The sequence below is a fragment of the Pseudomonas fluorescens genome (genome assembly GCF_902497625.1).
In the GTDB taxonomy this organism is placed as follows: Bacteria; Pseudomonadota; Gammaproteobacteria; order Pseudomonadales; family Pseudomonadaceae; genus Aquipseudomonas; species Aquipseudomonas fluorescens_BQ.
This window is the reverse complement of record NZ_CABVGX010000072.1, coordinates 1-16,397: the sequence shown is the minus strand read 5'-3', so window position 1 is coordinate 16,397 and position 16,397 is coordinate 1. Positions and strand designations below refer to the sequence as shown.

At 58.6% G+C, this 16,397-nt stretch carries 15 protein-coding genes and 1 pseudogene; 8 read left to right on the top strand and 8 right to left on the bottom strand.

Translation table 11 applies throughout. The annotated features are described in order from the left end of the window. Positions 1 to 164 precede the first annotated feature (164 nt). The 3 genes from F8N12_RS26435 (at position 165) to F8N12_RS26425 (ending at position 4,655) form a co-directional block, all read left to right on the top strand. On the top strand, positions 165 to 1,091 hold the full coding sequence (locus F8N12_RS26435) for a hydrogen peroxide-inducible genes activator (protein ID WP_150579924.1): 927 nt from the start codon (positions 165 to 167) through the stop codon (positions 1,089 to 1,091). Positions 1,092 to 1,100: 9 nt separating this feature from the next. After that, complete coding sequence (recG, locus tag F8N12_RS26430; protein ID WP_150583012.1) at positions 1,101 to 3,176, top strand: ATP-dependent DNA helicase RecG; 2,076 nt, start codon at positions 1,101 to 1,103, stop codon at positions 3,174 to 3,176. A 78-nt stretch (positions 3,177 to 3,254) separates the two neighbouring features. After that, positions 3,255 to 4,655 carry an aminoacyl-tRNA deacylase and HDOD domain-containing protein gene (locus tag F8N12_RS26425; RefSeq protein ID WP_150583011.1) on the top strand — a complete coding sequence of 467 codons (1,401 nt, stop codon included), beginning with the start codon at positions 3,255 to 3,257 and terminating at the stop codon, positions 4,653 to 4,655. Positions 4,656 to 4,779: 124 nt separating this feature from the next. Here F8N12_RS26425 and F8N12_RS26420 read toward each other — a convergent pair whose 3' ends face one another. From F8N12_RS26420 to F8N12_RS26400, 5 genes are all read right to left on the bottom strand, one after another. Continuing rightward, positions 4,780 to 6,048: a hypothetical protein gene (locus tag F8N12_RS26420; RefSeq protein WP_150583010.1), complete on the bottom strand. Its 1,269-nt coding sequence runs from the start codon at positions 6,046 to 6,048 to the stop codon at positions 4,780 to 4,782. 182 nt (positions 6,049 to 6,230) lie between these two features. Further along, complete coding sequence (locus F8N12_RS26415) at positions 6,231 to 6,614, bottom strand: helicase (protein ID WP_150583009.1); 384 nt, start codon at positions 6,612 to 6,614, stop codon at positions 6,231 to 6,233. A 332-nt stretch (positions 6,615 to 6,946) separates the two neighbouring features. Next, the gene (locus F8N12_RS26410) at positions 6,947 to 7,222 is read right to left on the bottom strand and encodes an HU family DNA-binding protein (protein WP_003213368.1); all 276 of its coding nucleotides are present in this window, start codon (positions 7,220 to 7,222) and stop codon (positions 6,947 to 6,949) included. Between the two features lie 192 nt (positions 7,223 to 7,414). After that, complete coding sequence (locus F8N12_RS26405) at positions 7,415 to 8,563, bottom strand: NAD(P)/FAD-dependent oxidoreductase (RefSeq protein ID WP_150583008.1); 1,149 nt, start codon at positions 8,561 to 8,563, stop codon at positions 7,415 to 7,417. A gap of 20 nt (positions 8,564 to 8,583) precedes the next feature. Beyond that, positions 8,584 to 8,751 (bottom strand): rubredoxin, encoded by a 168-nt coding sequence (locus F8N12_RS26400; RefSeq protein ID WP_007954349.1) that lies wholly within the window; start codon positions 8,749 to 8,751, stop codon positions 8,584 to 8,586. Positions 8,752 to 8,947: 196 nt separating this feature from the next. On the opposite strand from F8N12_RS26400, the gene F8N12_RS26395 reads away from it, so the two are divergent. Then, positions 8,948 to 9,499, top strand: a complete 552-nt coding sequence (locus F8N12_RS26395; RefSeq protein ID WP_150583007.1) for a chorismate--pyruvate lyase family protein — start codon at positions 8,948 to 8,950, stop codon at positions 9,497 to 9,499. Then, positions 9,499 to 10,389, top strand: a complete 891-nt coding sequence (gene ubiA / locus F8N12_RS26390; protein WP_150583006.1) for a 4-hydroxybenzoate octaprenyltransferase — start codon at positions 9,499 to 9,501, stop codon at positions 10,387 to 10,389. Before F8N12_RS26395 ends, ubiA begins: the two co-directional genes overlap by 1 nt. A gap of 88 nt (positions 10,390 to 10,477) precedes the next feature. Here the strand turns inward: ubiA and F8N12_RS26385 are convergent, their stop codons facing one another. After that, complete coding sequence (locus F8N12_RS26385; RefSeq protein WP_150583005.1) at positions 10,478 to 10,855, bottom strand: hypothetical protein; 378 nt, start codon at positions 10,853 to 10,855, stop codon at positions 10,478 to 10,480. 153 nt (positions 10,856 to 11,008) lie between these two features. Here F8N12_RS26385 and phoB point away from each other — a divergent pair, with 153 nt between their 5' ends. From phoB to F8N12_RS26370, 3 genes are all read left to right on the top strand, one after another. Next, positions 11,009 to 11,698 carry a phosphate regulon transcriptional regulator PhoB gene (gene phoB, locus F8N12_RS26380; protein WP_007896474.1) on the top strand — a complete coding sequence of 230 codons (690 nt, stop codon included), beginning with the start codon at positions 11,009 to 11,011 and terminating at the stop codon, positions 11,696 to 11,698. A 147-nt stretch (positions 11,699 to 11,845) separates the two neighbouring features. After that, positions 11,846 to 13,132: a phosphate regulon sensor histidine kinase PhoR gene (gene phoR / locus F8N12_RS26375; protein ID WP_263596530.1), complete on the top strand. Its 1,287-nt coding sequence runs from the start codon at positions 11,846 to 11,848 to the stop codon at positions 13,130 to 13,132. A 123-nt stretch (positions 13,133 to 13,255) separates the two neighbouring features. After that, entirely contained in the window at positions 13,256 to 14,596 is a 1,341-nt protein-coding gene (locus F8N12_RS26370; protein ID WP_150583003.1) for a hemolysin family protein, read from the top strand. A gap of 367 nt (positions 14,597 to 14,963) precedes the next feature. Here the strand turns inward: F8N12_RS26370 and F8N12_RS26365 are convergent, their stop codons facing one another. Both F8N12_RS26365 and F8N12_RS26360 read right to left on the bottom strand, forming a co-directional pair. Continuing rightward, a complete protein-coding gene (locus tag F8N12_RS26365; protein ID WP_150583002.1) occupies positions 14,964 to 15,860 on the bottom strand; it encodes a peptidoglycan DD-metalloendopeptidase family protein in 897 nt (298 codons plus the stop codon). 202 nt (positions 15,861 to 16,062) lie between these two features. Beyond that, positions 16,063 to 16,397: pseudogene (locus F8N12_RS26360) on the bottom strand (response regulator); the annotation flags it as partial.

Here is a 16,397-nt window from a genome sequence, read left to right as displayed (position 1 = left end):
GCTGCTACGGAAGGGAATATGCCTAGAGGCACCAAAAGGTGCCTTTTGCATATCCACCCAGGCATACACGCATTGCCCGGTGTCATTCACCTCACTCAGTCTGATAACGTGCGTCTATCGATTGCAGCCGTTATGCTTGGCTCGCAACTTCACGGACGTTCGCCATGACCCTTACAGAATTACGCTACATCGTTACCCTCGCCCAAGAGCAGCACTTCGGCCACGCGGCCGAGCGTTGCCACGTCAGTCAGCCGACCCTGTCGGTGGGCGTGAAAAAGCTTGAAGACGAACTCGGTGTGCTGATTTTCGAGCGCAGCAAGAGCGCCGTACGCCTGACTCCGGTCGGCGAAGGCATCGTGGCCCAGGCGCAAAAAGTGCTGGAGCAAGCTCAAGGGATTCGCGAACTGGCGCAGGCTGGCAAAAACCAGCTGACGGCCCCGTTGAAAGTCGGCGCGATCTACACGGTTGGCCCGTATCTGTTTCCGCATCTGATCCCGCAGCTACACCGCGTGGCTCCGCAGATGCCGCTGTACATTGAAGAAAATTTCACCCACGTGCTGCGTGACAAGCTGCGCAACGGTGAGCTCGACGCGATCATCATCGCCCTGCCGTTCAACGAAGCCGACGTATTGACCCTGCAGCTCTACGACGAGCCGTTCTATGTGCTGATGCCGGCTCAACACCCGTGGACGCAAAAAGAATCAATCGACGCCAGCCTGCTCAACGACAAGAGTCTGTTGCTGCTGGGCGAAGGCCACTGCTTCCGCGATCAGGTGTTGGAGGCCTGTCCGACGCTGACCAAAGGCAGCGACGGCGCCAAGCACACCACGGTGGAGTCCAGCTCGCTGGAGACCATTCGCCACATGGTCGCCTCCGGTTTGGGCATCTCGATCCTGCCACTCTCGGCCGTCGACAGCCACCATTACGCACCCGGCGTGATCGAAGTGCGTCCACTGACGCCGCCGGTGCCGTTTCGAACAGTAGCGATCGCCTGGCGCGCGAGCTTTCCGCGGCCCAAGGCAATCGAAATCCTCGCCGACTCGATCCGCCTGTGCTCGGTGGCCAAGCCGCCAGCGCCGGTGGCTGGCTAAGCAACAGTCATGACCGAGTTGTCGCAAGTGTCGGTGACGGCGCTCAAGGGTGTCGGTGAAGCCATGGCCGAAAAACTGGCCAAGGTTGGCCTGGAGAATCTTCAGGACGTACTGTTCCATCTGCCCTTGCGGTATCAGGACCGCACCCGGGTGGTCCCGATCGGTCATTTGCGCCCTGGCCAGGATGCCGTGATCGAAGGCACCGTCAGCGGCGCCGATGTGGTCATGGGCCGCCGTCGCAGCCTGGTCGTGCGTTTGCAGGACGGAACCGGCGGGCTCAGCCTGCGCTTCTACCATTTCAGCAATGCGCAGAAAGAAGGCCTCAAGCGCGGCACGCGAATTCGCTGTTACGGCGAAGCGCGGCCCGGCGCGTCGGGGCTGGAAATCTATCACCCGGAATACCGCGCCATCACCGGCGATGAACCGCCGCCGGTGGATGAAACCCTGACCCCGGTTTACCCGTTGACCGAAGGCCTGACCCAGCAACGCTTGCGCCAGCTCTGCATGCAGACCCTGACGATGCTGGGCCCGACCAGCCTGCCCGACTGGTTGCCGACAGAACTGGCACGGGACTATCAACTGGCGCCGCTGGCCGATGCGATTCGCTATCTGCACCATCCGCCAGCGGATGCCGATGTCGACGAACTCGCGCTCGGTCATCACTGGGCGCAGCACCGATTGGCCTTCGAAGAACTGCTGACTCATCAGCTGTCGCAGCAGCGATTACGTGAAAGCATGCGCTCGCTGCGCGCGCCGGCGATGCCCCGCGCCACCCAGTTACCACCCAGATACCTGGCCAACCTGGGCTTCGCTCCGACCGGCGCACAACAGCGCGTCGGCAACGAAATTGCCTATGACCTGAGTCAACACGAGCCGATGCTGCGCCTGATCCAGGGCGACGTTGGCGCTGGCAAAACCGTAGTCGCCGCTCTTGCCGCGCTACAGGCGCTGGAAGCGGGTTATCAGGTCGCCTTGATGGCGCCTACCGAGATTCTTGCCGAGCAGCATTTCATCACCTTCAAGCGCTGGCTAGACCCCCTGGGCATCGAGGTCGCCTGGCTGGCCGGCAAGCTCAAGGGCAAGAACCGCGTCGCCGCACTGGAGCAAATTGCCAGCGGCACACCGATGGTGGTCGGCACGCATGCGCTGTTTCAGGACGAAGTGAAATTCAAGAATCTGGCGCTGGTGATCATCGACGAACAGCACCGTTTCGGCGTGCAACAGCGCCTGGCGCTGCGGCAAAAAGGCGTCGGTGGGCGGATGTGCCCGCATCAATTGATCATGACCGCCACACCGATCCCGCGCACGCTGGCCATGAGCGCCTATGCCGACCTCGATACCTCGATTCTCGATGAACTGCCACCCGGTCGTACGCCCGTAAACACTGTACTGGTCACCGATACACGACGCATTGAAGTCATCGAGCGCGTGCGTGGCGCCTGTGCCGAGGGGCGTCAGGCCTATTGGGTCTGCACGCTGATCGAAGAGTCGGAAGAGCTGACCTGCCAAGCCGCCGAAACCACTTATGAAGACCTCACCGCTGCACTCGGCGAGTTGAAGGTTGGCTTGATCCACGGTCGCATGAAGCCGGTGGAAAAAGCCGCAGTCATGGCCGAATTCAAAGCCGGCAATTTGCAGTTGCTGGTGGCTACCACGGTGATCGAAGTCGGTGTCGACGTGCCGAACGCCAGCCTGATGATTATTGAAAACCCCGAACGGCTCGGTTTAGCGCAGCTGCACCAGTTGCGCGGACGGGTCGGTCGAGGCAGTGCTGCCAGCCATTGCGTGCTGCTTTATCATCCGCCGCTGTCGCAGATCGGTCGTCAGCGTTTGGGCATCATGCGCGAGACCAACGACGGTTTTATCATTGCAGAGAAAGACCTCGAATTACGCGGCCCAGGCGAAATGCTCGGCACGCGCCAGACAGGTCTGCTTCAATTCAAGGTCGCCGACCTGATGCGCGATGCCGATCTGCTGCCCGCTGTGCGCGACGCCGCGCAGGCTTTACTCGAGCGCTGGCCCGAGCATGTCAGCCCATTGCTCGACCGCTGGCTGCGCCATGGGCAGCAATACGGACAAGTGTGAGCACGGTCGCAGTTTCTGGACCATGGTGTTAAACAAGCTGGTTATACTCCGACAACTGTTTGATATGGACACAGACTAATGACTGACGCTGCCCTCGCCCCCGAAACTCCGCATGCTCCGTCTGTTATCCGGATGCTGCTCGATAAGCTGGGCATCGCTTATGAAGAGGTCCGCGACCACCATGGTCTGAACGCCTCACGCAAAGTGCAGGCAGTCTTGCTCGACGACGCCGTCGGATCGCTGATGATCCTGTTTCCACAGAGCCAGTTACTCGACCTCAATCGCCTGACTGAACTCACCGGTCGGCGCCTTACTGCAGTGTCCACCGAACGCCTGGTAAAAATGCTCGGCAAACACAACCTGAGCTTGATGCCAGGCCTGCCCGCACTGACCAGTTCGCCGTGCCTCTATGAAGAATGCCTGCTGCGCGAACCGAAGTTGCTGATCAACTCGGGCGAGTCGGGCGTGTTGCTGGAAATTTCCAGCGAGGCGTTCAAGTCGATGCTGACCAAAGCCAGCGCCGCGAACTTTGGCGAGAACCTGAGCAGCATCCGCCCGAACCTCGACCGCCCCGACGACGATGGCAAGGAAATTACCCAAGCCGTTCAAGCATTCACTGCGCGACGCATTCAGCAACGCCTTGAAGCGACCATCGAGATTCCGCCGCTGGCCGAAACGGCGCAGAAGATCATCAAGCTGCGCGTCGACCCTAACGCGACTATCGACGACATCACCGGCGTGGTGGAAACCGACCCGGCCCTGGCCGCACAAGTCGTCAGCTGGGCCGCGTCACCGTATTACGCTTCGCCGGGCAAGATTCGTTCGGTGGAAGATGCGATCGTGCGGGTGCTGGGTTTCGATCTGGTAATCAACCTTGCGCTGGGCCTGGCCCTGGGCAAAACCATGAGCCTGCCCAAGGATCACCCGCAACACGCCACGCCGTACTGGCATCAATCGATCTACACCGCCGCAGTGATCGAGGGCCTGACCCGCGCCATGCCCCGCGCGCAACGTCCGGAAGCCGGCCTGACCTACCTCGCCGGCTTGCTGCACAACTTCGGCTACTTGTTGCTGGCTCATGTGTTTCCGCCGCACTTCTCGCTGATCTGCCGTCACCTTGAGGTCAACCCGCACCTGTGCCACAGCTACGTCGAGCAACACCTGCTGGGCATCAGCCGAGAACAGATCGGCTCATGGTTGATGCGCTACTGGGACATGCCCGAAGAACTGGCCGCCGCGCTGCGTTTTCAGCACGATCCGGCCTACGACGGCGCCTACGCTGAATACCCGAATCTGGTGTGCCTGGCGGTACGTCTGCTGCGCAGCCGCAATATTGGCTCGGGCCCCGATGAAGATATTCCTGATGCGCTGCTGGAGCGCCTGGGCCTGACGCGGGAAAAGGCCAATGACGTCGTCACTAAGGTCCTCGAGGCTGAAGTGTTGTTACGCGAACTGGCTTCGCAGTTCAGCCAGACCTGAACCCTTCGTCGAACAGCCACCCGCAACCGGCTCCCTCCCACTCACTTCTGTAACCCCTGTGAGAGCGAGCCGGTTCGCGCAGCATCAGCCCAGGTCCACCCGACCCATCTCTCAAGTCTCGATGTCACCCCAGATAGCGCATGACAGACATCCGAGAACCACTTTTCCCAAGTACAACAATTTTAGTATCGGGCGTGAGCTCGCTGCTTAAAGCAGTCAGTTTCTCTTTCGGATTAATGATGACCCAGCCACTGTTTCCAAATGTAGGATCGAGAGAGCCGTCAAGTTCATAACGCGCAGCCATCAAGTTGCCCTCGTCGCCCGAACCCGTTACCAGTATCTTTAGGTTCGATTGCAAGACGAGTGTCGAGAACATAAGGTTCTGCAGAAAATTGGCGTACAGAGGCTGGCCTTCATTGAATACACGATTCAAACCTCCATCGGGATTAAGGACAACTATCAAACCTTCAGTTGCGCCGCCTTTGTAGGACTCGCCGGACGCGACAATCAGACCGCTGTCACCCATGGCTACGGAGGTAATTAATGACCTTCTTCCTTCGATGCCATTTGGAATAATTACAGTTCCACGCTCGCCGAATGAAAGGTCAGCATTGCCTCTCGTGTCAAAGCGTTTCAAAAAAGCAACTTCGGGCGCACCAGTACCAGCAGTAAAGGCTCCACCGACCAGCACCCCGTCATTTTGGGACGTTAACGTCAGGATGCGAAGACCGGGACCAAACTCCGGTTTGATTAATAGGTGGCCGCCGTTAAAGCTCGTGTCCCGCGAACCATCATCGTTGAGTCGATAAACAACACCTTGAAAACCTGCGGTATTGGTATAAATGTGAGCGCCCACATAGACCTTGCCATGCTGTTCCGATACCGCTATTCGTTTATCGCCAAAAAAAACGGCATCGATGGCGACATCTTTTTCCTGGTCATTGATAAATCGGCAAGCCTGTTCGTTTTCAACGACGGCAAGTTCCGGAACCCGTATCGTTGCCATGCCGTTCTCTCCGAACGAGGGATCTATCTGACCGTTCTCTGACAGTCGACAGACATATGTTCTGGTGGGGGCTGTCCCGGCTTCATAACCGTAAATCAGGTATTTGCCATTTTCCAGAGCAATCACGCTTTCTGCCAGCATCCTGTAGCCAGTAACTGGCACTTTGACCACGCCATCCATTCCGAATGATGGATCCAGCTTCCCGGTTTCATTTAGCCGAGCCAGCGTAAGCGGCTCCTGCAGGCTGGCACCTGTCAAAACAATTACCTTTCTATCATCAAGGACGGCAATTGAACGAGTCCCCGCCGGCGGTGTTACAACTCCGCCCTCTCCAAAATTCAGGTCAAGAGTGCCTGCTGAGTTTGTTGTACCAGATGTCTTAATCATGACTTTGCTTACTCAATGACTGTTAGGGGGGGGGTTGGAATGGCCCTAATTAAGCATCAAGCTAAGCAAAAAACACCTGTTAGAAATGACAGCTTTTGAGTTGTGCTGATGAATATTACAATTGCGGACAACTTGAAACGTTAAATTGCTCTGGGGCCATTACGGCGAAGCTATCTAAAAGATTATGCCTTCGGCTTGGCTTTCCGTGGTTTCAAATATTTGGTCAATCCCTGAAACCAGATTACAAGCGCCGGATTGCCCCTGATCTCAATCGACTTGTCCTGAATCCCCGTCATAAACGCTAACTGCTTGTTCTTCGCCTGCATCGTGGCAAAGCCATACGCCGCATCCTTGAACGCAATCGAAAACGCAGGCTCGGGGAACATGCCCGATTTACTGGTGACGCGCTGATTCTTCACACAAAAATGCCGTGACACTTTCCCGTCCTTAGTTTGAAGTTGGAACACCAAATCCTTGTCACCGAGCTGCTGCTGAAACGCAGGATTGGTCCGACTGGCTTTGCCCATCAGCAACCCCAGCATCCAGAGAAGAAAACGAAATTTCATGGGTACAGCCTCAGGAAAAAATGAAAGCGTCCGGCAGTGTAGCGGCTTCGGCGAGTGACAACACTATCGGCCCGCATTTAAAGGAGATAGCGTTGTTTTGGCCGTAGATGACTGCCAAGTCATCTTATTAATGCGATTCATCTTTCTCAGTCCCAACCACGCATCAAGCCGGGACAGTAATGCCACGGACGCTGGCTTCCCCAACTGCTACACGGATCGCGTCTTGGTCGACGATCGTCGTTGTTTTCTCCATGCATAAAAAAATGGACACCCAACCCGGTTGGCGTGCCCATTCTTATCTCTCTGCCCCGCAAGGCAGGCCGCACTACTGGTTACGGATTAACACTGTCCTTCAACGACTTGCCTGGCTTGAATGCAACGGTGTTGCTGGCCTTGATTTTGACTGGCTCACCGGTTTGCGGATTTTTGCCGGTACGGGCGCCGCGGTGGCGCTGCAAGAAGGTACCGAAGCCGACCAGTGTCACGCTGTCCTTGCGGTGCAGGGCGCCGGTGATTTCTTCGAGGACGGCGTTGAGAACGCGGTTGGCTTGTTCTTTAGTGAGATCTGCTTTTTCAGCAATGGCTGCGGCGAGTTCTGGTTTACGCATATATGAAGCCCCTTTGACGGTTTTTTGTTGTTATGTCCGTGCTGTCCTCGTTGGGACAGCGACCAAAGCGCCGCAGGTGCTCTACTCTGCGGCAGACGGGAATGAGGATGGCATGCAGCGAGATGCCGCGCCAGTCTCGGCGCGACCTTTGTGAGGACAAAACAAGGGTGATTCCGACAGAACGACCTGTATTTATGCCAGCACCGCTGGAAGCTGTTTATTCAGGGCCAGTTTTTCCATCACAGCCGTGCCGGTAAGGGCATAACCCAGCAGTTGACCCGTGGCGTCGCGGCATAAAACCTTGATGTCAGCACCCTGCCCTTCGACGGTCCAGACACCTTCCACTCCCCGTGGCGGTGGGGATACCACCAGTGGGCAGACTGGGGTTTTCACCGTGATCGGCATCGGGCCGTAGCTGACCGCCGTCAGATTGCCGGCGAGGGTTTGCGCCAGCGCTCTCGCACAGCTCATGAGGGGCATCACGTACAGGAGATTCAGCCCATCGACCTCAGCGCAATCGCCCAAGGCATAAATATTGGCGTGAGAGGTTTTCAAGTGACGATCGACCACCACTCCCCGATTGATCTGAATACCGGCCGCCGCCGCCAGATCTATGCGCGGGCGCAGGCCGATGGCCGAAACCACCACGTCACAGGGGATAACCTGCCCATCCGATAGATGCGCTTCCAGGCCATCAGCAACACGTTGCAAGCGATTAAGCACCGGGCCGAGATGGAACCGCGCACCCAGGCTTTCCAGTCCTGCCTGGACAGCAGCGGCCGCGGCCGGATGAAGCAAAGTCGGCATCACCTGTTCACACGGCGCGACCAGTTGAACCTCATAACCACCAAGGATCAGGTCATTGGCAAATTCACAGCCAATCAATCCGGCGCCCAGCACCAGGACCCGCCGCTTGCCCGCCGCTGCCGCACGGAAGCGTACGTAATCCTCGAGGTCATTGATCGGGAACACTGCATCTGTGGCATCGCCTTCGATCGGCACGCGCACGGTTTCGGCGCCCCAAGCCAGGATCAGGTCGCGATAAGTCACCGACTCTTCGCCAATCCACAAGCGCTTGTGGCCCGGGTCGATGCCGCTAATGCGCGTATGTGTGCGCACTTCGGCTTTCAACTGCTCGGCCATGATGCCGGGTTCGGCCATGCTCAGGCCGTCGGCATCCTTGTTTTTGCCGAACCCGGTGGAAAGCATGGGTTTGGAGTAAGAACGCCCGTCATCGGCAGTAATCAGCAGCAGCGGGGTTTCGCCATCGAGTTTGCGAAACTCCCGGGCCAGGTTGTAACCCGCCAATCCAGTGCCGATGATCACGACAGGTGAGTTCATGCCTTACTCCTTTTTAATTCTTAGTTGATTTCGATCATTTCGAAATCCATCTTGCCGACGCCGCAGTCCGGGCACAGCCAGTCTTCCGGCACGTCTTGCCACAGGGTGCCCGGCGCTATGCCGTCATCCGGCCAACCGTCGGCTTCGTTGTAGATGAGGCCGCAGACCACACATTGCCACTTTTTCATTCAGGTACTTCCTCAGGATTCAGGCTTTTACCGGCGCGAACGGTCGATGGGTGAAGCGTTGCCGGCTCAGGGCGTTTTGTACTGATCGGACCCGGCAGATGCAAGCCTGTTCAACGTAATGGCCAGCCGGATCAATCAAAATCGCCGACCGACATGGTAAGCTCGCCGCCTCATTTGCTGCCAATAATGACTCATTGTGCAACACACAAACGCGCCACTCTGGCTGCCTCAAAGCCAATTGAACCCCCTCCCCGATACTCCGACGCTGGACTGGCTGTTCGACGAAGGTTCGCTGACCCGTCGGCTGACGGGCCTGTCCAGCGACGCGTTCAGCGTCACGCCGTTGTTCGAAGGCTGGCAAGCCCTGCGCACCGACGAATGTGCGGCGCTGGGCCTGGCTGAAGGCAGCGAAGGCTGGGTACGCGAGGTGTATTTGCGCGGTCACGATCAGCCTTGGGTTTTCGCGCGCAGCGTAGCGTCGCGCAGCGCGTTGCAGGGCGATGGTTTGCACATGGATGAACTGGGGAGTCGTTCGTTGGGCGAGTTGCTGTTTTGCGACCAGGCGTTTCAGCGCGGGTCCATCGAGGTCTGCCACTACCCTGCGCACTGGTTGCCGAGCCAATGCCGAGCTGCTGGTTTGTGGGGCAGGCGCTCGCGCTTCGACCGCGGCGCCTTAAGCGTTCTGGTGGCCGAGATTTTCCTGCCGACCCTGTGGCTCGCCGCTCGCGCGCATCCGGAGAATTGCTGATGTACCAAAGCCTGCTCAAGTCCCTCAATCGCCTGAATCCGCGCGCCTGGGATTTCATTCAGCTGACGCGTATGGACAAGCCGATCGGCATTTACCTGCTGCTTTGGCCAACGCTGTGGGCATTGTGGATTGCCGGTGAGGGTTCACCGTCGATGGCCAATATCGTGATTTTCGTGCTCGGCGTGGTGCTGACCCGTGCCGGTGGTTGTGTGATCAATGACTGGGCGGATCGCAAGGTTGATGGCCATGTAAAACGCACCGAGCAGCGACCCTTGGTGAGTGGCCGGATCAGCGCCAGAGAAGCCTTGGTGTTTTTTGCGTTGCTGATGGGCATGAGTTTCCTGCTGGTGCTGTGCACCAACGCCACGACAATCTGGTTGTCGCTGGGCGGTTTGGCGCTCGCCTTCAGTTATCCGTTCATGAAGCGTTACACCTATTATCCGCAAGTGGTGTTGGGCGCGGCGTTTTCCTGGGGGATGCCGATGGCGTTCACCGCTGAAACCGGGGAACTGCCTGCGGCAGCGTGGCTGCTGTACATCGCCAACTTGCTGTGGACGGTGGGCTACGACACCTATTACGCGATGACCGACCGTGATGACGACTTGAAGATCGGTGTGAAATCCACGGCGATTCTTTTCGGCGAAGCGGACCGGGTGATCATTCTGACGTTGCAGGGTCTGGCGCTGGGTTGCCTGCTGCTGGCCGGATCACAATTTGAGCTGGGCGGCTGGTTCCACCTGGGCTTGCTGGCAGCGGCGGGCTGTTTTGCCTGGGAATTCTGGTACACCCGCGGCAAGGACCGGATGCGCTGCTTCAAGGCATTTCTGCACAATCATTGGGCCGGTTTGGCGATTTTCGTCGGGATCGTCGCGGACTACGCGCTGCGTTGAAAAACCCGCTCCATGTAGCAGCTGCCGCAGGCTGCGTCCGGCAGCAGAACCGAACGCAGGCTTCGCCAACTGTTAAAGGTTACATCTGCTATTCGCGGACTACGTGCCAGACGTCCTTCATCTTGTCGCCGGTCATATCCCCGGCTTTCTTGTCCTTGATAAACGTGTACACCGGCTTGCCGTTGTAAGCCCACTGCGCAGTACCGTCATCGCGTTTGATCACCGTCCACTTCCCTTCCGCCTTGTCACCGGCTTTTGCTTCCAGCGGCGGCCAGTTTTCTGCACATGAGTCGTTGCACATCGAATTGGCCCCAGAGTCCTTGTCGAATGTGTACAGGGTCATGCCGTTGTGGTCGACCATCATGCCGTCTTTCACCATGGCAGGCTCCGCGGCCATCGCCATCGAAGGCAATGCCAGCGCCGCTACCAGCATCAAAGCTTTACAGGATTGCGTGTACTGAGTCATGGAAACCTTCCTTTTGTGGTTGTCAGGATTCGGACTTAAAGCTTAGTTCAGGATCCCCGCAATCGCTGGCCGACTAAAATACTGTCACACGACTGCAATAATTCCGTTATCTAATGCGGCGCAAGACAGTTAAATGACAAGAGGATTAACGGCATGGTTGGCAGGAGCATTCTGATCGTCGACGACGAAGCGCCCATTCGCGAGATGATCGCCGTTGCGTTGGAAATGGCTGGCTATGACTGCCTGGAGGCCGAGAACTCGCAACAGGCTCACGCGATCATCGTGGACCGCAAGCCGGACCTGATTCTGCTCGACTGGATGCTGCCGGGCACGTCGGGTATCGAACTGGCGCGCCGCCTCAAGCGTGATGAGCTGACCGGGGATATCCCGATAATCATGCTCACGGCCAAAGGCGAAGAGGACAACAAGATTCAGGGTCTGGAAGTCGGCGCCGACGATTACATCACCAAACCTTTTTCCCCTCGCGAGCTGGTCGCGCGCCTCAAAGCCGTGCTGCGCCGCGCTGGCCCGACCGACGGCGAAGCGCCGATTGAAGTGGGCGGGCTGCTGCTGGACCCGATCAGCCACCGCGTGACCATCGACGGCAAGCCTGCCGAGATGGGCCCGACTGAATACCGCCTGCTGCAATTTTTCATGACCCACCAGGAGCGCGCCTATACCCGCGGGCAGTTGCTGGATCAGGTCTGGGGCGGCAACGTGTATGTCGAGGAACGTACCGTCGATGTGCACATTCGTCGTCTGCGCAAAGCCCTCGGCGATGCTTACGAAAATCTGGTACAAACCGTGCGCGGCACTGGTTATCGGTTTTCCACCAAAGCATGACGGCAGCTACAAGTTGCAAGCTTAAAGCGGCAAGCTAAAGCCAGACCGCTTCAACCTTGCCGCTTGAGGCTTGAAGCTGGAAGCTGTTTTTCTTCAAGGACGCGCGTACACGTGAACCAAAACTGGCATGGCATCCTGATCCGCCACATGCTGTTGCTGGTCACCGTCTGCCTGGTGATCGGCCTGTCGACCGGCTATTACGGCTGGAGTCTCGCTGCGGGGCTGGCCCTTTATCTGGTGTGGACCCTCAAGCAACTGCTGCGACTGCACGAATGGCTGCGCCTGCACAAATCCGATGAAGCACCGCCCGATGGCTACGGCCTGTGGGGCGAGGTGTTCGACAGCATCTATCATCTGCAACGCCGCGATCAACGCGTGCGCGGGCGTCTGCAAGCGGTAATTGATCGGGTCCAGGAATCGACCGCCGCGCTCAAAGACGCGGTGATCATGCTCGACAGCGACGGCAACCTGGAATGGTGGAACCGCGCGGCAGAAACCCTGCTCGGGCTCAAGACCCCGCAGGACAGCGGCCAGCCAGTAACCAATCTGGTACGCCACCCGCGCTTCAAGGAATATTTCGAGCAGGACAACTACGTCGAGCCGCTGGAAATCCCCTCGCCGACCAATGATCGCGTGCGCATTCAGCTGTACATCACTCGCTACGGCAATAACGAGCATTTAATGCTGGTGCGCGACGTGACGCGCATCCATCAGCTAGAACAGATGCGCAAAGATTTCATCGCCAACGTCTCCCACGAATTGCGTACTCCGTTGACGGTGATCTGCGGCTATCTGGAAACCCTGCTCGACAATGTCGAGGAAGTGAACCCGCGCTGGACCCGTGCCCTGCAGCAAATGCAACAGCAAGGCGGGCGCATGCAAACGCTGCTCAACGACCTGTTGCTGCTGGCCAAGCTGGAAGCTACCGATTACCCCTCCGACAACCAGCCGGTGGCCATTGATGGCTTGCTGCAGTCGATCAAGAGCGACGCACAGCAGCTGTCCGCTCAGAAAAATCAGCGCATCACGCTGGAAGCCGACCCGACAATTCTGCTCAAGGGCAGCGAAGCCGAATTGCGCAGCGCGTTCTCCAACCTGGTGTTCAACGCGGTGAAATACACGCCGGCCGAAGGCAATATCCGCATCCGCTGGTGGGGCGACGAGCAAGGGGCGCACTTGAGTGTGCAGGACTCCGGAATCGGCATCGACAGCAAACACTTGCCGCGCCTCACCGAGCGTTTCTACCGCGTCGATTCCAGTCGCAACTCCAGCACCGGCGGCACGGGACTGGGTCTGGCGATCGTCAAACACGTGCTGCTGCGCCACCGCGCGCGCATGGAAATCAGCAGTGTGCCCGGCCACGGCAGTACGTTCACCTGCCATTTCGCGCCGGCCCAGATGAGTAAATCCGTGGTGGTCAGCACATCGGATTGATACCGGTCAGCACACTTCACTAGGCAATCGCCGAGTCAGCCGCTACATTGGCTGACTTGTGCCTGCCTTTCAGGCACCGCATCAATTCCCTATTCGAATACACGGAACCCGCAAAACTCCATCATGGACCCATCCCCTGGCTTGACCCTCGCGACACTCTTCGCCGATTTCGGCATGATCCTTTTTGCTCTGATCCTGGTTTTGCTCAACGGCTTTTTCGTTGCGGCGGAGTTCGCCATGGTCAAATTGCGCTCGACCCGGGTCGAGGCCATTGCTGAGAAGAACGGCTGGCGCGGACATATCCTGCGCACTGTGCACAGTCAGCTCGATGCCTACCTGTCGGCGTGTCAGCTGGGCATCACCCTCGCTTCGCTGGGCCTGGGCTGGGTTGGTGAACCGGCGTTCGCGCACATCCTCGAGCCGGTCCTGAGCGCGGTGGGCGTGGAGTCCGCCGAAGTGGTCAAGGGCGTGTCGTTCTTCACTGCGTTTTTCATCATTTCGTATCTGCACATCGTAGTCGGCGAGCTAGCGCCCAAGTCCTGGGCCATCCGTAAACCCGAACTGCTGTCGCTCTGGACCGCAGTGCCGCTGTACCTGTTCTACTGGGCGATGTACCCGGCCATCTACCTGCTCAATGCCAGCGCCAACGCGATTTTGCGTATCGCCGGCCAGGGTGAACCCGGCCCGCATCACGAGCACCATTACAGCCGCGAAGAATTGAAACTGATCCTGCACTCCAGCCGTGGTCAGGACCCCAGCGACCAAGGCATGCGCGTCCTGGCCTCGGCAGTGGAAATGGGTGAGCTGGAAGTGGTCGACTGGGCCAATTCCCGCGAAGATCTGGTGATGCTGGAATTCAATGCGCCGCTGAAGGAAATCCTGGCGATGTTCCGTCGCCACAAATACAGCCGCTATCCGGTTTACGACAGTGATACTCAGGAGTTCGTCGGCCTGCTGCACATCAAGGATCTGCTGCTGGAACTGGCCGCGCTGGACCACATCCCCGAGTCGTTCAACCTCGCCGAACTGACTCGGCCGCTGGAGCGGGTGTCGCGGCACATGCCGTTATCGCAATTGCTTGAACAATTCCGCAAGGGTGGTTCGCACTTCGCGCTGGTTGAAGAGGCCGATGGCAATATCATCGGCTACCTGACCATGGAAGACGTGCTGGAAGTGCTGGTCGGCGACATCCAGGACGAACACCGCAAGGCCGAGCGCGGGATCCTCGCTTATCAGCCGGGCAAGTTGCTGGTTCGCGGTGACACGCCGCTGTTCAAGGTCGAGCGCCTGCTGGGTATTGACCTGGACCATGTGGAAGCCGAAACCCTTGCCGGGCTCGTATACGACAGCCTCAAGCGCGTGCCGGAAGAAGAGGAAGTACTGGAAGTCGAAGGCCTGCGGATCATCATCAAAAAGATGAAAGGGCCGAAGATCGTTTTGGCGAAGGTGTTGATGCTGGATTGAGGCTGAGGGGCTTTTGTGGCGAGGGGGCTTGCCTGTGGCGAGGGGGCTTGCCCCCGTTCGGCTGCGCAGCAGACGCATTCATTTATACGCAGCAGCTTTGGGGGGTGACCCCAAAGCTGCAACCAAGTATTTCCTGTAATACTGGATTTTGCTGATTTTGGGACGGCTTCGCCGTCCAACGGGGGCAAGCCCCCTCGCCACAGGCAAGCCCCCTCGCCACAGACAAGCCCCCTTGCCACAGGCAAGCCCCCTCGCCACAGACAAGCCCCCTCGCCACAGGCAAGCCCCCTTGCCACAGGCAAGCCCCTTCGCCACAGGCAAGCCTCCTTGCACAGCAAGCCGCCTCACCACAGGTATCCGCTTGGCCTTATTGTTTGCCCAGCGCGAAGTTGGGCAGACTGCCCATCGGTTGAGCGAACTGATAGGGGATCGATACCAGGCCAAGGCCGGTATTGCGCTGCACCACGAAATGCAGGTGCGGGCCGCTGCTGTTGCCGGTGTTGCCTGACAGCGCCAAGGCACTGCCCACTGACACTCGCTGCCCCTCCCTAACGCTCACCGACCCCCGTTGCAGGTGCAGGTAGACGCCCATCGTCCCATCATCGTGCAGTACTCGCACGAAATTGCCCGACGGGTCAGTGCCGCGGCCGGTCTGTTTATTCTCGGTTTTCACTACGATGCCACCGCGCGCCGCGATGATCGGCGTGCCTTCGGGCATGGCGATGTCCATGGCGAAGCGGTTTTTCGGGCCGTAGTGGCTGTACTGGCCATTGGCGCCCTGACTCAGGCGAAACGGTCCGCCACGCCACGGCAGCGGGTATCGGTAGGCCATGGCGGCGCCTGAGGGGTCACCCAGGGAATATTCGAACTTCGGGACATACACGAGCGGTCGACCGGACTGTTTGGGCGTGAGCAGCGCCAGACGGATCCTGCTACGCGCGGGCATGACCCGCCGAATCGGTCGGCTCGGCGCGCCGCTGACGTTTTTCAGACCCGAGAAACTCAATTCGATCTCGACCGGCGCGTACAGGTCGTTGCGCACGAACACGCTGTCCGTGCCCTTCTGTTTCTGGATGTCGAGGTACACCTGCCGCTCCAGGTTTTCGTCCATGCGATCACGGAAGACGAACACTTTGGAGCCTTTCGTGGGACGGTCGCTGTAGGAGACCACGCCATTGGCATCTTTGGACTTGTAGATGGTCATCGCCACGGCCGACGTGCAGGCCACGAACAGACCACAGAACAACAACAGGCGCGCGAGCATGGGCAGGTATCTGTCGAGTGAGACTTGGGTTGGAGCCTAGCAGGTGCGAGGGGGCTGGGGGGTAGGTAGTTTCAAAATGGGCAGTTCAACAGATGCGTGGTGAATTTAATGACCCCATCGCGAGCAAGCTCGCTCCCACAGGGGAACGCATTCCAAGTGGGAGCGAGCTTGCTCGCGATAGCGGACTGTCAGGCGACGAAGATTACGCACCCGGAATAAAATGCTTTTGCGCCGTACCGCGTGCGATCAGGCGCGAGATGTAATCGAGCTTCTGTGCATCCTGATCGACGAAGCGAAAAGTCAGTTGCAGCCACTCGCTGTCCGGTTTCTGCTCGAACGCCACGACGGCGTGCAGGTAGCCATTCAAGCGCGCAACCTCGGCATTGTCGCCCTGCTCCATATCGAGCACCGCGCTGTCGAGGATTTGCGGCAGCGCTTCGGTGCGCTTGACCACCAACAAGGCTTCCTTGAGGCTGAGAGCCTTGATCACGCATTGCTGAATGCCATTTGGCAAACGCAACTGGCCCTGGCCCCGGC

What these genes read in the sequence shown, in the direction of transcription:
- F8N12_RS26435 (WP_150579924.1), top strand. Translation starts at nt 165, where the DNA reads ATGACCCTTACAGAATTACGCTACATCGTTACCCTCGCCCAAGAGCAG.
- recG (WP_150583012.1), top strand. Translation starts at nt 1,101, where the DNA reads ATGACCGAGTTGTCGCAAGTGTCGGTGACGGCGCTCAAGGGTGTCGGT.
- F8N12_RS26425 (WP_150583011.1), top strand. Translation starts at nt 3,255, where the DNA reads ATGACTGACGCTGCCCTCGCCCCCGAAACTCCGCATGCTCCGTCTGTT.
- F8N12_RS26420 (WP_150583010.1), bottom strand. Translation starts at nt 6,048, where the DNA reads ATGATTAAGACATCTGGTACAACAAACTCAGCAGGCACTCTTGACCTG.
- F8N12_RS26415 (WP_150583009.1), bottom strand. Translation starts at nt 6,614, where the DNA reads ATGAAATTTCGTTTTCTTCTCTGGATGCTGGGGTTGCTGATGGGCAAA.
- F8N12_RS26410 (WP_003213368.1), bottom strand. Translation starts at nt 7,222, where the DNA reads ATGCGTAAACCAGAACTCGCCGCAGCCATTGCTGAAAAAGCAGATCTC.
- F8N12_RS26405 (WP_150583008.1), bottom strand. Translation starts at nt 8,563, where the DNA reads ATGAACTCACCTGTCGTGATCATCGGCACTGGATTGGCGGGTTACAAC.
- F8N12_RS26400 (WP_007954349.1), bottom strand. Translation starts at nt 8,751, where the DNA reads ATGAAAAAGTGGCAATGTGTGGTCTGCGGCCTCATCTACAACGAAGCC.
- ubiA (WP_150583006.1), top strand. Translation starts at nt 9,499, where the DNA reads ATGTACCAAAGCCTGCTCAAGTCCCTCAATCGCCTGAATCCGCGCGCC.
- F8N12_RS26385 (WP_150583005.1), bottom strand. Translation starts at nt 10,855, where the DNA reads ATGACTCAGTACACGCAATCCTGTAAAGCTTTGATGCTGGTAGCGGCG.
- phoB (WP_007896474.1), top strand. Translation starts at nt 11,009, where the DNA reads ATGGTTGGCAGGAGCATTCTGATCGTCGACGACGAAGCGCCCATTCGC.
- phoR (WP_263596530.1), top strand. Translation starts at nt 11,846, where the DNA reads ATGCTGTTGCTGGTCACCGTCTGCCTGGTGATCGGCCTGTCGACCGGC.
- F8N12_RS26370 (WP_150583003.1), top strand. Translation starts at nt 13,256, where the DNA reads ATGGACCCATCCCCTGGCTTGACCCTCGCGACACTCTTCGCCGATTTC.
- F8N12_RS26365 (WP_150583002.1), bottom strand. Translation starts at nt 15,860, where the DNA reads ATGCTCGCGCGCCTGTTGTTGTTCTGTGGTCTGTTCGTGGCCTGCACG.